The sequence below is a fragment of the Variovorax paradoxus NBRC 15149 genome (genome assembly GCF_001591365.1).
GTDB classification, from domain to species: Bacteria; Pseudomonadota; Gammaproteobacteria; order Burkholderiales; family Burkholderiaceae_C; genus Variovorax; species Variovorax paradoxus.
Genome location: NZ_BCUT01000002.1, coordinates 743280 through 756001, shown reverse-complemented (window position 1 = coordinate 756001; position 12722 = coordinate 743280). Strand labels below are relative to the sequence as shown.

General features: G+C 64.5%; 13 protein-coding genes. 3 read left to right on the top strand and 10 right to left on the bottom strand.

Annotation, left to right across the window (positions count from 1 at the left end):
• Positions 1 to 108 precede the first annotated feature (108 nt).
• Complete coding sequence (locus VPA02S_RS18390; RefSeq protein ID WP_062365406.1) at positions 109 to 705, bottom strand: DUF6088 family protein; 597 nt, start codon at positions 703 to 705, stop codon at positions 109 to 111.
• A 499-nt stretch (positions 706 to 1204) separates the two neighbouring features.
• Between VPA02S_RS18390 and VPA02S_RS32220 the strand changes: the two genes are divergently transcribed.
• The gene (locus VPA02S_RS32220) at positions 1205 to 1786 is read left to right on the top strand and encodes a hypothetical protein (protein WP_244883597.1); all 582 of its coding nucleotides are present in this window, start codon (positions 1205 to 1207) and stop codon (positions 1784 to 1786) included.
• A complete protein-coding gene (locus VPA02S_RS18380; protein WP_244883596.1) occupies positions 1779 to 2885 on the top strand; it encodes a relaxase/mobilization nuclease domain-containing protein in 1107 nt (368 codons plus the stop codon). The genes VPA02S_RS32220 and VPA02S_RS18380 overlap by 8 nt, the downstream gene beginning before the upstream one ends.
• Positions 2886 to 2949: 64 nt before the next feature.
• On the opposite strand, the gene VPA02S_RS18375 is transcribed toward VPA02S_RS18380, so the two are convergent.
• Positions 2950 to 3636, bottom strand: a complete 687-nt coding sequence (locus VPA02S_RS18375; protein WP_244883594.1) for a TraX family protein — start codon at positions 3634 to 3636, stop codon at positions 2950 to 2952.
• Positions 3637 to 3680: 44 nt separating this feature from the next.
• On the opposite strand from VPA02S_RS18375, the gene VPA02S_RS31790 reads away from it, so the two are divergent.
• Positions 3681 to 4094: a hypothetical protein gene (locus VPA02S_RS31790; RefSeq protein ID WP_162269821.1), complete on the top strand. Its 414-nt coding sequence runs from the start codon at positions 3681 to 3683 to the stop codon at positions 4092 to 4094.
• Here the strand turns inward: VPA02S_RS31790 and VPA02S_RS18370 are convergent.
• The 8 genes from VPA02S_RS18370 to VPA02S_RS31785 form a co-directional block, all read right to left on the bottom strand.
• A complete protein-coding gene (locus VPA02S_RS18370; RefSeq protein ID WP_244883593.1) occupies positions 4091 to 5299 on the bottom strand; it encodes an LPD7 domain-containing protein in 1209 nt (402 codons plus the stop codon). The genes VPA02S_RS31790 and VPA02S_RS18370 overlap by 4 nt on opposite strands.
• A gap of 67 nt (positions 5300 to 5366) precedes the next feature.
• Complete coding sequence (locus VPA02S_RS18365) at positions 5367 to 7322, bottom strand: type IV secretory system conjugative DNA transfer family protein (RefSeq protein WP_062365094.1); 1956 nt, start codon at positions 7320 to 7322, stop codon at positions 5367 to 5369.
• Complete coding sequence (virB11, locus tag VPA02S_RS18360; protein WP_081247580.1) at positions 7288 to 8436, bottom strand: P-type DNA transfer ATPase VirB11; 1149 nt, start codon at positions 8434 to 8436, stop codon at positions 7288 to 7290. The genes VPA02S_RS18365 and virB11 overlap by 35 nt, the downstream gene beginning before the upstream one ends.
• Entirely contained in the window at positions 8405 to 9742 is a 1338-nt protein-coding gene (gene virB10 / locus VPA02S_RS18355; RefSeq protein ID WP_062365093.1) for a type IV secretion system protein VirB10, read from the bottom strand. Before virB10 ends, virB11 begins: the two co-directional genes overlap by 32 nt.
• Complete coding sequence (locus tag VPA02S_RS18350) at positions 9739 to 10581, bottom strand: TrbG/VirB9 family P-type conjugative transfer protein (protein WP_062365092.1); 843 nt, start codon at positions 10579 to 10581, stop codon at positions 9739 to 9741. Before VPA02S_RS18350 ends, virB10 begins: the two co-directional genes overlap by 4 nt.
• Positions 10578 to 11300, bottom strand: a complete 723-nt coding sequence (locus VPA02S_RS18345; RefSeq protein ID WP_062365091.1) for a VirB8 family type IV secretion system protein — start codon at positions 11298 to 11300, stop codon at positions 10578 to 10580. The genes VPA02S_RS18350 and VPA02S_RS18345 overlap by 4 nt, the downstream gene beginning before the upstream one ends.
• 154 nt (positions 11301 to 11454) lie before the next feature.
• On the bottom strand, positions 11455 to 12504 hold the full coding sequence (locus VPA02S_RS18340; protein ID WP_062365090.1) for a TrbL/VirB6 family protein: 1050 nt from the start codon (positions 12502 to 12504) through the stop codon (positions 11455 to 11457).
• Positions 12505 to 12523: 19 nt separating this feature from the next.
• Positions 12524 to 12721 carry a hypothetical protein gene (locus tag VPA02S_RS31785; protein ID WP_155736598.1) on the bottom strand — a complete coding sequence of 66 codons (198 nt, stop codon included), beginning with the start codon at positions 12719 to 12721 and terminating at the stop codon, positions 12524 to 12526.
• Between the last annotated feature and the right edge of the window lies 1 nt (position 12722).

Sequence of the window (12722 nt, the reverse complement as noted above, 5' to 3'; positions counted from 1 at the left end):
TGAGTAGGCCGGCCAGTCTTTGCCCGGGCCTGTTCCAGAATTTCGTCTTGCTCTTCATTGCTCTTCATTGCTCTTCATTGCTCTTCATTGCTCTGAGCGAAGTGGTGTTCAGCCACGCAGCGCCTCTTCGCTGATGGCCCTTGCCATCCAGGCTGGCAGGGTCGCGCGCGCCGACGTCAGTGTCCGCCACTCAGCGGGCGGCAACGCGCGGCGCAAAGCCGCCAGCGACTCGCTCACATGGGCTGGGCCCATCCAGGCCAGAGCACGCACCGCCGCACCGGCTGGCCCAGCTCCGAGCGCCAGCGTCCAGCGAGGGGCATGCTTCACCAGGATTTCAGAGCTCCCGAGCTTGAGCTTGCGCGTGCGTCCCGAGGTCAGGTAGACCTCGCGAATCGGCACCTGCTGGGTCAGCCCCAGCGCGTTGGCGGCGCTCGCGCCGTGGGACATCACGACCTCGCCACTTTGGGCGGCCATCGCGTGAACTACCTTCTCGGGCGACGGCGCGCGTGTCCCGAACCGGTTCGACACCGGGGCGGTATAGAACGCACGCGCAACGCGCAGCAGCTTGTCTTCCTTCGTGAGCCAAGACAGTGCCTGATCGACGGCAGCCCGGCTTCCAAGGTGCAGGAACTCCTTGGGCGACACCAGACCTCCCTCAGGCAGGGACCGTGCGCGCATCAAGATGGATTCAGGAAGCGTGGTCATGATCATTTCCAGATGTCAGAATTGTTCGTCGATTTCTGACATCGTGCTGCTTCACCCGTCTGGGTGTTAATTCGCCTCATGCTCCTCGAATGTTCGGCATGCCGAACATCGAGAAAGCCTCGAGCGGGTATCGACAGCGGAGGTCTTCCGCTTGATTGAGCCCTCAGGAAATTTATACAGCGGCCGTCTGGGCTTGCTTCGCGAGCGGATTGAATTTTCGGTTTCGGTAGCCTGGACGCGGCAGTCGCAGGACGACGTCGAAACTTTCGGGGCAAAGTCCTCGTGCGGCTACGAGTGCGGGACCGTTCCGTCTACCTCCGTCATGTTCGGCATGCCGAACATTGATGGAGGGCGCCGAACTGCCGATCGACCGCAACGCGCTGGGAGTGGCGAAACGGCGAGGGGAGCTCGACGCTGGAATTCCGAGGGCAAAGTCCTTGTGCGGCTATGAGGGCAGGATAGACTGCCGTCAGACATTGTTTACGGCAACGGCGTTGCAATGACCAAGACCTCTCGACCGAGCCGCGTGATAGCTACCCGGGTGCCGCCCGAGACGAGGGTGCAGTTCGCCGCGCTGGCCGCGCGTCACCATCTCAGTGCGTCGAGCCTGCTCGCGAAGATGATCGACGAGGTCCTCAAGACCCACGGCGATATCTCGCCGGGCTCGGGTGCACAGCGATTCCCGCACGAAACGGAAAGCGACGTTGGCGCGACGGACCGCGTCACGCTGCGGCTTCGCCAAGGCGATCGCGCGCTGGCGGCACAGCGCGCCCATTCCCGTGGAATGAAGACAGCCAGCTACCTGGCCCTGCTGATCCACAACCATGTGCGTGACGCGGCCGTGCTGCCGCCGAACGAACTGGATCAAATCAAAGTGACCGGCGCCCGACTGGCCGCGTTGGGGCGGCAGCTTCGAATGTTCGGCATGCCGAACACGCTGCCCGAGCCGGTGGCGTCGGACCTGGGCGAAGCGATCGCGTCGGTCCGGCGGGAAGTCGAGGCGGCACGCGAAGCCACGGCCGCCCTCGTGCGTCGCAACCTCATCAGCTGGGGGACCGGCGGAGGGAGCCGCCATGCCTAAGCAGATGGTGCGCGTGGACAGAAGCGGCCTCGGCCCGACCGATGCGCCGCGCGACATGACCCTGGACATCGTGAGCTACGGCCGGCGAGGACCGGGCGGCCAGCTCCGCCTCGGCGCCGACCAGATCGCGCAGATCCAGCGCACCGTGGGGCGCACGCCCGAGGTGATGGTGAAGGTCTCCGGCGGCGGGCGGGACATCGGCGGCGTCGAGGCCCATCTGCGCTACATCGGCCGGCACGGCAAGCTGCCGATCGACACCGACGAGGGGCTGGCGCAGCAGGGACGAGGCGCAGCCAAGGAGATCACGGCCGACTGGCAGCTTGAGCTTTGCAGAAGCCAGTACAAGCCGAGACCCGCTTCGGGGCAAAAAGATACGCGTGCGAAGTTGGTTCACAACATCGTCCTGTCCATGCCCGCCGGCACGCCGCCGGAAAAGGTGCTGGCTGCGGCGCGTGTCTTCGCACGCGAGAACTTCGCGCTGCAATATCGCTACGCCATGGTGCTGCACACCGATCAGCCGCATCCGCATGTGCATCTGGTGGTCAAGTGCGAGCACGAGTTCGAGCCTGGCCAGCGCCTCTACATCCGCAAGGACACGCTGCGCCAGTGGCGCGAGCAGTTCGCCGCACTGATGCGAGAGCAGGGCGTGGCGGCCAATGCCACACCGCGACAGGTGCGAGGGCAGACCCGCAAGCCGTACAGGGATGCGATTCATCATCGGCTTCGCGCGCTTCGGACATTCGGGCAACTGCCGCCCAGCGCTCGGGCCAAGCATCGACCGCCGAAGACCTCGACCTTCATGCGCGCCAAGCTGGAGAACCTGCTCCAGGCGCTGGGTTCGGGGCGGGGCGCCGTGGATAACGGACAAGAGCAGATGCGAAACACCCGGCGGGCAGTGGTCGCAGATTGGCGCGCCACAGCAGATGCGCTTCGAAGACAGCGCAAGGCAGATCTTGCCGCCCAAGTGGATCATTTCGTCGAAAGAATGCCAGACATACAAACCGACTCGCAGCGGCTGGCCGACCACTGGAAAGAGCAGATCAGACGCCGAACTCCAGACCGAGACAACGCTCAGCCGCCCGCAACGCGCACCCGGTGAACGCGACGCGCACTCGGACGTAGGCCGCGGAGCATTGGATCCGCATTGGAGCATCCGCGCCAGTTCAATCTTCGGTGACGATCACCACCAGGGCGATCAGAGAGAGGTGGATTGGATAGAAGGCGTAGAAGACCCACCGACTGCGCGACAACGGAATCTCGACGTGCCGAGCTCCCCAGATCAAGAGCAGGGCGACCGCTGCGGCGAAGTTGCCGTTGATGGCAGTGAGTGAAGCCATCGCCAAGGCCCACAACAGCATCCGCAGACCATTGGGCCTGCGCAGGAACGCCCAGGAGCCCAGGCAGCAGAGCAGTGCCGGCCACCAGAACTCCACCACGGCGCCACCAACGAGGAAGGCGATCAAGGCCGTGCAGCGCGCGGCCCAGCCGCCCCGCTCCAGCAGCCGGACGATCAGCGTTGCCAGAAAAAAGGTGGCAAGGATGTTCAACGGCCACCAGCCGACCAGATGCACGAAAGCTGGTGTCGCCAGCAGGGCAAAGATCGCCAGTCGCTTCATGACGCGTAGGTGCAAGCCGCTTTCGAGCGTTCCGGGGCGCGTCAGGTTGACCATGAGCACGAAGCCGAAGAGCGGCATCGCCATGCGACCTAGTGCGTAGAGAGCCGGGCTCGACTCATGCAGCAGGTACTTGTTGACATGATCGCCCGCCATGAGCAGCAGACCAACCCATTTGAGCGCTTCGAGCGAGCCGTTCGAGATCGACCAGCTGCTCACCTGCGGCTGAGTTTTCATTCGATTGCGTATCTGGAGCTTTCGGGACATTGCGGCGGGACCGATTGAATCCCTTGCGCATCAGGACGCTGGCCACACCGTGCGACGCGGGGAGCACCGGCGCATTGAGTACAACCAACAAGCTCTCGGCGTTGTCGTGGAGCGGAGGACGCGCGGTTGGGGCGGCCGGCCTGCACGTCCATGTCTTCCGCCGCAGTGAACTTGTGCTGTTTCAAGGGTATGACGCGCGTTCGAGCGACCGGCGCCGTTCCTTGACCGGAAATCTGGTGGTGGAGCAGGACCGAACAGCCTCGCCGCGTCTCGGTGCCGAAAGCATCGGCCCTGCGAGCCGGCGTGTCGAGCAGGCGCCTCGGATGGTGTTCTCCGCCAGCGCAGGAACGGAGAGAGGCGCGGACAACGCGCACGCAAGGCTGGACGAAAAGCTGCAAGCTTCAACCCCTGTTTCCAACGATTTCTAGACGCGCTCGCGGCTCAACTCCTCCTGGCTTCTGGCCGTGCGTTGGCGCGCATGCATGCGAGCGACGCGCGGGAGTCGATCCGGAAGGTGGATAGCGTGGCCCTGCGCTAGCGCCTCGGCGATCCGATCGCGAATCAGCTGTACGAGGTGCTGCTGGGAGGACGGATCGCTGGTCACACGCTGTGCGTACTGCTCAGCCAACTTGAGATTCGCTGCCGCCGTGGTCAGTTCGGGGTGCGGACCCTGGGCCGCATCGGACAGCAATTCCCCGGTGCGTATGCGCATGGCGTGGTGTTCCATCGCGCGAAGGTGATCGGATGTCTCGATGCTCCAGTGCGCACGCTGCGCGACAATTTTCTTTTCGCCGACCAGCTCGCCTTCCGCATTGCGGGTCGCCACTCGGACGTTGACCGGACGGGTGCCGCGCTGCGTGAGCACCACTTGGTCGCCGATGCGCGGTTGAGAGGTCGACTCTGCGAGGGCTCTCTCGAGGTCCGTACCCCAGATGGTGCGAGCCCCGGTCTCCACGCGAACGGTCACGTAGAAGGACATGCGCTGCGTTGGAGCGAATTGATAGGGTGCGGCAGCGGCCGCCACGAGCATCCCCCTGACTGGCGATCTTGGTCCTCCCCGCTCGAATCGGCGGTCTTGCGGTTCGTACTTGTGCGGACGAAGACTGGCACTGGGATCGGCTTCGGCGGGTACGGCGCTGTGGTGCACGGGTGTTGCTTCGCGGTCCAGCGACGCAGGTATCGGACGCCGTCCATTCTCGTGCGACGGCGGGCCTCGTTTCTTCAACGCACGCTGGACCTGGAGGATTTCAGTCGAAGTCGGTTCGTAGCCTCGGGCCTCGATGCCTCGCAGCGCGGCTTCGTGCCACATGCCCTGGCAGAAGGTCTCGGTGCCCGTGAGTTCGATGACCCGCCAGCCGCGCGTTTCGGCGATCGCCACGACGCTGTGCAGCACCTCGCGGTTCTCGGTTCGCACGCGGAGACGGCCGCCGTCGTCGATGAACGCGAGGGTGCGGTCCGGGAAGAAGTAGCGATTGTCGATGCGCAGGTAGCGGCGCTCGATGGCATCGGGCACCCGGGTATGACCGCGGCCCGCAGCAGGCGCATCTCCCTGGATGGAGCCCACGCCATTCCAAGGTGCGGTGCTCTCGATCGCGTTCGGCGCTTGGCTTCCGGAAGAACTGTCTGTGGACATTGCGGCTCCTTTCATGTGTGCTGTCAGGCAGGGTGACCCTGACTGTCCAAACCGGTTCGATGTGGCATCAGTCCAGGATTCGCGCCATGAACTCATCGGCGTGGCGCTTCAGGTCCTCGTCGCTGAGCTTCTCCGTGGGAATCTCCACGTCGTCGAAGTCGAAAGAGAAGTCGTCCAACTTCAAGTCGTCGTTCAATACATTGCTGGCCACGGTACCGGCCTGCCTGGCCGTCGGCGCAGCGCCACCGTCCGGAGGCGTGGCGTTGGAGAGAGATTCGGGACCTGTGCCGGACGTGTCTTTCCTGTCATCGAGCATTGCCGCCGGCACGGTTGTGGCGACGCCGCCGGGCTTATCGACGTTCAGCTTCGGCACCGGTGGTGGCGGCAGTTCGCGTGGGGCAAATGACCTGTCGCGAAAGTAGAGGATCCGATGCGCCAGCACCGGCCGCAGGCCTTCGTAGAACAGGATCATCCGGTCCGGTCCCAGTTCCTTGACCTCCTGGGGCAGCAGCAGGCGGCGCGGCTGCTCGCTGATGGTCACGGTGGGCTCCTTGTTCGCACCGCCCCACATCGGGCGGCTGATGTTCTTCTGTCGGACCGTGTAGGTCCCCAGCTCTCGCGAGATGGCCTCGGCGTCCTCGTACTCCTTGGGTGGGAACACGATGCGCGCCGCGAGCATCTTGCGGATCGACTTGGCGCCCTCGATACCGTACTTCTCGATCAGTTGCGAATTGGACTGGACGATGATCACGGCGCGCACGTTGTAGCCGGGCAGGAAGGCAGTGGAGTCGGCGATGACGGGAATGCGCCCGAGCGCCGGAAATTCGTCGAGCATCAGGAGCACCTGATGGCGAAGCTCGGGATTGTTCTCGGGGAGTTCCCGCGTTTGCAGACCGATCGCCTGCTGGAAGAACAGGTTCAGCAGCGGCTGCAGCCGGGCGATGTTGTCGGGGTTGATCTGGACATAGATCGAGATCGGATGCTTGCGCAGTGCCCTCAGGTCGAAATCGTTGGCCGAGGTGGCCGCATCGATCATCGGGTTGAGCCACAGGTCCAGGCGGCTGGTGAAGGTCTTGCGGATGCTGGAGGCCGTGGTCGGTGCTAGGTCGATCACGTCGTAGAGGCTCTGCACCGCTTCCTGCGACAAGGGATACCCGGCGCGCTCGCAGGCATCAATGACGCGCCTCCAGTGCTTCTGAAAGCCCTCGGCATCGCTGGCCATGCCCTGGCGCAGGATCTCGCCCAAGGTGCGCGTGGCACCTTTGGTCTCGAAGAGGTAGAGGGCAATGCCCAGGAACAGAGATCGGGCCGAGGAGGTCCAGAAGGGATCGCCGGCCTGTGGATCGGGAAAGAGCATCGTGCCGATGCGCTGCAGATCGTCGATGCAGCGGTAGGGCGTCTCGGAGACATAGCCGAGCGGATTCCAGCGAGCCGAGCGCTCGCGCTCGGACAGGGGATCGAACAGGTGCACCTGCTGCCCATGGGCCGCACGGAAGCCGGCGGTGCGTATGAAGTTCTCGCCCTTGATGTCGCTGATGAGGGCCGAGCCGGGCCAGTTCAGCAGATTGGGGATGACCACGCCGACGCCCTTGCCACTGCGCGGCGGCGCCTCGAGTGCGACGCCCTGCTGGCCGGGAAGCACCAGGTAGCGGTTGCCGAGCCGCCCGAGGATGATGCCGTGCTCGTTCAGGAGGCCCGATCGCGCGATCTCGCGACGGCTCGCGAACCGGGCATTTCCATGCAGCGGCCGGCGGCGGGGCAGCATGGCAATTCCCACCAGACCGAGCATCAGCCCCTGGGAGCCGACCAGCGACGCAATGAGGACACGGCGCACGTCCCGCCGCTCGCCGTAGGCCTGCCAGTACTCGTGAAGGGTCAGCAGCGTGGCGTGCTGTGGCGGCAGATTCATCGCGATCAGGAACGCTTGGCCGGCGACGTACATGCCGACCAGCGCTGCGATCAGCAGCGCGACCGCGATTCTGAAGGGACTAGGCAAGCCTTCGTATCTTGGTGCCAGGGTCATACCAGATCTCCCGCACGCTACGCCGCAGCAGGCCGTCCCGGCGCTCTCGCGCGCACTGCACGACGATGTCCACGCTCATCTGCGCCAATTCCACGCCGTCGCGCGTGGTCATGCCGTGGCCTGCCTGACTGCGCTTCATCAGCTGCGCTAGCGCCACGAAGGCCATCTCCGCGTTGTCGGCGTGCACGCTGGTGATCGAGCCCGGATGGCCGGTGTTCACGGACACCAGATAGTCGTAAACCTCCTCGCCGGTGCGAAGCTCGGACACGAACACCCGGTCGGGGCGTTGCCGCTTGGCGCTGGCGAGCAGTTGACCGGGCGTAACCTCGGCCTGCCCCTGGGCGCCTTGCGAATAGAAGAGCCTCACATGGTTGGGCTGATTGCGCAGCGACAGCTCCTTCACGTCCTCGATCGTGATCAGGCGGTCCTCGGACGGCACCTCGAGGATCAGCGCCTTGCCGACCGTGGTCTTGCCGGAGCCGGTGGCACCGGACAGTAGGATGTTCTTGCGAAACTGGACGGCGCGACGCAGGAAAGGCACGAATTGCCGGCGTGCAAGGAGGTCGGTCAGCTCGCGGTCTTCGGGTGACAGGGACGCCAGTTCAGCCTGGCGCGCCGGAGCCGCGGGAGCGCTGTACGTCGTCTCGAAGATGTGCAAATCCCCCAGTTCTTCGAGGGTCCAGAGCGTGTTCGAGGGGCGCCGGATTGTGATCGAAACGGTCTGGTCCAGAGTCGCGGGCGGCAGCACGATCTGGATCCTTTCGCCGCCTGGGAGCGTGGCGGACAGGAGCGGCTCGTTGGCCGAGATGCGCTGTCGCGTGAAGTTGGCCACGAGCTTGGCGATGGACATGCACCAGTCGAAGTTCGCGAACGGCAACGCCTCGCGCGTCCAGCCGGACTGCCGTTCCACGAAGGCTGCACCGGGCTCGTTGATGCAGATCTCGGTCACCGCGGGATCACCCAATAAATGGCCGAGCGGACCGAGAAAGAGAGCAAGCGATGACGGCGGCTCTGCGGAGGCTTCGTCATGCGCGTGCGCTTGCGCCGGCTGGCGGCCGCCTGTGGCGGCGCCGGGCTCGCCATCAAGGGATGGCCGGTTCGGTTCGAAGCGCATAGACGCTCCTGAAATCCACATCGCGGGCGACCAGGATCTGGATCCGCTCACCCTGGTTCTTGATAACGGTCGGCGGGATCGACACGGTGCTGCGCAGGACCTCCGTGATGATGTCGCGGCTGCCCTGGGGGGCGAGCACCACGCCGCCGCCGCTACCGAAAGACGTGCCGCTTTGCTGGTGGGCGGCGATCGTCTGCATCGTGCCATCGATCACCGAGATCAGGACCGCGGCACCGAAGCGGTCCCAGAAATGGGTGTCGACGAAGCCGGGGACGCCGCTGCGCCCCAATTCGTCGGTACCCGGGGAAGCCAGCTGGACCACGACGCCGGTTGGCGTGCGCGCTTCGTTCCAGACGATGAAGACGCGGCCCTGACCCTGTCGCGGCGTTCCACGCTGTTCGCCGACGTACTTGGTGCCACGCTCCAGCAGCACGACCTTGCCGTCTGCCCCGTAGACGTCGCTCGCGCCGATGCAGGTGACCATGCCTTCATAGGTGGAATCGATGGCGGTTTCCAGCGTGCAGTCGATGAACGCGCCCTTGGGCAAAAGCATGCGCCGTGTCGGCAGGGTCTGTGCGACCACCGCCGGCGTCGGCGTGGGCCGAAGGCTGGCGGCGAGCTGGCCGCCGCCGGGTGGCGCCGAACTGGCGTGGGGCGGCTGCAGCGCACCGATCAGCTGGGCCATGCTTGGCACGTCGCCGGGAGACAGCATCGCCGGATCCACGAGCGCTTGCGGCGCAGTGGCGCTGCGCGCCTGAGCGGTTTGGGCGCGCCGAAGCACCGGGGCGCTCAGCTGTCGTTCCAGTGCAATCTGCTCGGGTGTCTTCTGCGGCGGTCCTGTATTGGCGCCGTTCGCCGACGGTGGCGGCGGGAAGGGAGCGGCGGCAGCCACTGGCGCTTCCGACGCCGCTCTGGGCGGATCGATGCGGCCGAGCGGCGGGACCTTCATCTCGCCGCCGGCGCGCGCAGCAGCCGCCTCTCTCGCAGCCTCTTCGGCCTCCTGGATCTTGGCATACTTGGTGTTGTAGTACCAGAACAGGAATCCGCCGCCAAGCAGCATGATCGCTGTCAGCGCCAGGAACCCGCTGATGCGCGACTGGATGGAGCGCTCGCGATTGACCGATGGAATGGCGCGCTCGCCCTGGATCGTCGTGCGATCTTCGGCCACCCGGAACGCCCCGTCTCCCGGGGCCGCGGCTCGCTGCGCCGACAGGATCTCTCCGGTGCTCGGGTCGATGGCCGGCGTGTCGCCATGCTCCTGGGGATCGGTCTGGCACGCGCGGCGGGGCTCGCTCATCCAGGTCATGGTCCATCCCCTGCAGTGATGCGCTGCACGCCTGTTGCGCTGGTGTTGGTGGGGGTGCGCGCGCCGCCACCAACAAAGGACCGGTTGATCACGCAACCGACCAGCCCGCCGCGACGCAGCACGAAGCGGCGCGCCACACGGTGGATCACCACCTCATCCGCTTCGACGTTGAAGTTCAACAGCGATTCGGACCCGTCGTCGTTCTGGACGAACATGGCCGGAAAGTCGGAGCGCGCCTGGAAACGCAGGCGCGTTTGCGCCCCGTCGTCATGGGCGCTCACGGGCTTGAGCGCATCGCTGCCGCAGAACCAGTAGTCGGAGTTGCGTGGCCGATCCGTCGCCCCTTGGCTCATGCGGGCATCGGCCCGGCGTCGTTCCTGATCCGCGGCTGCCGCCCGGGCCTCGTCCTCAGGGTAGCTGAAACGTATCGAATACACCATGCGCCTGGTGGCAGCGCGTAGCGGCGTGATGGGGGAGACGGTGTAGTCGAAATGATAGGCCCGCCGGTTCGTGAGGACAGTGAAGTTGGTCGCGGCGCGCGCTTCCTTGGGCTTGATGAAGAAGTGATTGCGCTCGGCACCGATATCGAAGGCACCGTTGTCGCCGGAGCCGAGATTCACGAACTCCTCGCCTTCGGCAAACTGCAGATGGATCTGATAGCCCACGTAGCCCTGCAAGCTGATGACGTCCGCCGGGTCGTAGGCGACCACCCGTACCCGGGCATCGACCTTGCCGGGAGCCGGCACAGTCGCCGCTCGGCCGTCTGGCGCTGCGAGCGCCAGACTTGCCGCCAGTCCGATCACCAGCGGAAAGCTGCGGTGCACGCGCCGGGGCTTCATCGTGCATCCTGCTTGCCGGGTGCAACGTTAGCCGGGGCGACCTCGGGCTCGCGGCGGTATTCGACGATGCGAAAGCCCAGCGGATTGAGCGACCGCGTCTTGTTGTCCGTCGAGGGTGGGACATAGGCGAACTCGATCGTGGAGACCCAGTGGCTGGTCTGCTCCTCCCCAGTGCCGCCTGCGCGCGTCGAACGGGTGAAGCGGACCTGTGCCAGCTTGTCCTTCCCGCTCTCCAGCTTGAGGAAAGTGACCGATTGCACTTGCGCGCGAATGGAAGTGCCGTCCTTGTAGACGTTCAGAGGTGAGGCCGGGTTGTCGACCGCCCACAAGGTCGCCCACTCCTGGTTTAGACGAGGCGAGTTTTGCGAGGCGACCAACTCGTAGTCGGCCTCCGCGGTGCCGTAAAAATAACGCTCGCGCGCAATTACGTAGTTCTGCAGCAGGTTGCGTGTCACGAGCTGCTCGATGTCGGTCGTGCCTTCGTAGGTGGGAACGATGTCGACGATGCCGCTGCTGCCGTCGACCCGGATGAGAACGGGAACCGGTTTCTTCAGCGGCGTGAGCCCACTGACGGCGGCGACGGCGAGAACCGCGATGAGTGCTGCCGATGTGGCCACGGCCCAGGCGATCCTGGTCGACCGCTCCGCCTGACGCGCGCGGTCGAGTTCCCAGTTCTGGGCTTCGCGCAGGTAGTTCTCAAGGGAGCGGTCCCGACGCATTGACCGCTCCTGATGGGGAAACCCCGCCCGAGATGTTGATCGGTGTGAGTGGCCCTTCGCAGTCCGGCGGTGCAGATGGGCGAGTGCCGCAGGCCGCCAGGAGAAGGGTAAGCAGAAAAAGGATGATCGAAGGCTTCATCTGCACACTCCACCGCTAGCGACTGCGCGAGAGGCTCGGCATGACCTGCTCTCTGGAAAGCACAGTGCCACCTCGGCGCGGGCTACCGATCCCTCTGAGGGAAGCCACGCCGGCGCCGACGCGGTTGCCCGCCAAGCGGCGGAACGAATCCCAGCGACTGCCAGGTTCTCGCTGTAGGGCGTCCAGCACGCCGCGTCCGAACTCGTAGCTGGTGCGCTTGGCCCCTCCCATTGCCCACCGCGCCAATCCGCTGATGAGCCCAAATGAACTCAGTGCAATCCCACTCGCAAGACCGGCTGCAATGGACATGGTTTGGCGCATCACCAGCAGCACAAGCGAAGCACACAGCACCATGTTCAGTGCGTCTACGGTCACAATGGCCGCGCCCCTTGCTGCTGTCTGGGTGGCGTAGGAAGAAACAACCTGAAGCATGAGGCTCGCCACCAGCGAGCTTAGGACAGCGACCAGTGCATAGTTGGCCATCTGGGCGATCCAAGCCTCGAAGAATCGCCGTGTAGCCTCGAAGAAAAGCAGGCAAATGAAAATCGGACCCAAGGCAAGGATCAGTGCCAGTGCGAGCTTGGACAAAACAAGCAGGAAGAACGAGTAGACGGCGACGCCTCCAATGATGAAGTAGACGATCGCTCCCGCCAAATAGAAGCCAAAGTCACCGTTCAATACGCCGCCTTTGTTCCAGAGGTTCGAAGCAACAGTCCCACCTTTTTCCCAGATCGTGTCGATTACGGACACCGGGCTCGATGCTGCGGTGATCTTGGCAGCCAGTTGGGTTGGTGCATTGAAGAACGTGTCGACAATGACCTCGTTATAAAGCCAGAGTCTCAGGCCGACGCCAAGTACGATCGCGATGAAAAGGATTCGCTTGACGCTCTCCCATATCGGTTCTTGAACTCTCCCGGTCAGGCTGAGGAATCCCCAAATCATCACGTAAATTGTCGCAAGCGTTACCACCGCCGGCTCGAGGGCACCGGCCACGGCCGCCGTCTTTGCCGCGAGGTATTCCGTCAATCGAGAGGTCAGCCACGTCCAGAATTGCTGGAAGAACATTGCTCGTCCTATCGAATCTTCATTTCTCAGCGTCGCTGGCAAGCGGCATCGTTGGCCGAAACCGATTCTGGAAGTCCCCGTGGTCGACGCTCGGTGTTACCGGCTTGCCGGTTTGGGACGGCACAAGTTCGGGCGGGACTATTGGCGTCGAGTCTTGTTTCAGCAACAGATAGGCGCCGCCTGTACCAAGTACCGCAATCACGGCGATGACGATCAAT

Bases quoted from the DNA above. Each gene is read 5' to 3' on its own strand.
- VPA02S_RS18390 (WP_062365406.1), bottom strand. From the start codon at position 705: ATGACCACGCTTCCTGAATCCATCTTGATGCGCGCACGGTCCCTGCCT.
- VPA02S_RS32220 (WP_244883597.1), top strand. From the start codon at position 1,205: ATGACCAAGACCTCTCGACCGAGCCGCGTGATAGCTACCCGGGTGCCG.
- VPA02S_RS18380 (WP_244883596.1), top strand. From the start codon at position 1,779: ATGCCTAAGCAGATGGTGCGCGTGGACAGAAGCGGCCTCGGCCCGACC.
- VPA02S_RS18375 (WP_244883594.1), bottom strand. From the start codon at position 3,636: ATGAAAACTCAGCCGCAGGTGAGCAGCTGGTCGATCTCGAACGGCTCG.
- VPA02S_RS18370 (WP_244883593.1), bottom strand. From the start codon at position 5,299: ATGTCCACAGACAGTTCTTCCGGAAGCCAAGCGCCGAACGCGATCGAG.
- VPA02S_RS18365 (WP_062365094.1), bottom strand. From the start codon at position 7,322: ATGACCCTGGCACCAAGATACGAAGGCTTGCCTAGTCCCTTCAGAATC.
- virB11 (WP_081247580.1), bottom strand. From the start codon at position 8,436: ATGCGCTTCGAACCGAACCGGCCATCCCTTGATGGCGAGCCCGGCGCC.
- virB10 (WP_062365093.1), bottom strand. From the start codon at position 9,742: ATGACCTGGATGAGCGAGCCCCGCCGCGCGTGCCAGACCGATCCCCAG.
- VPA02S_RS18350 (WP_062365092.1), bottom strand. From the start codon at position 10,581: ATGAAGCCCCGGCGCGTGCACCGCAGCTTTCCGCTGGTGATCGGACTG.
- VPA02S_RS18345 (WP_062365091.1), bottom strand. From the start codon at position 11,300: ATGCGTCGGGACCGCTCCCTTGAGAACTACCTGCGCGAAGCCCAGAAC.
- VPA02S_RS18340 (WP_062365090.1), bottom strand. From the start codon at position 12,504: ATGTTCTTCCAGCAATTCTGGACGTGGCTGACCTCTCGATTGACGGAA.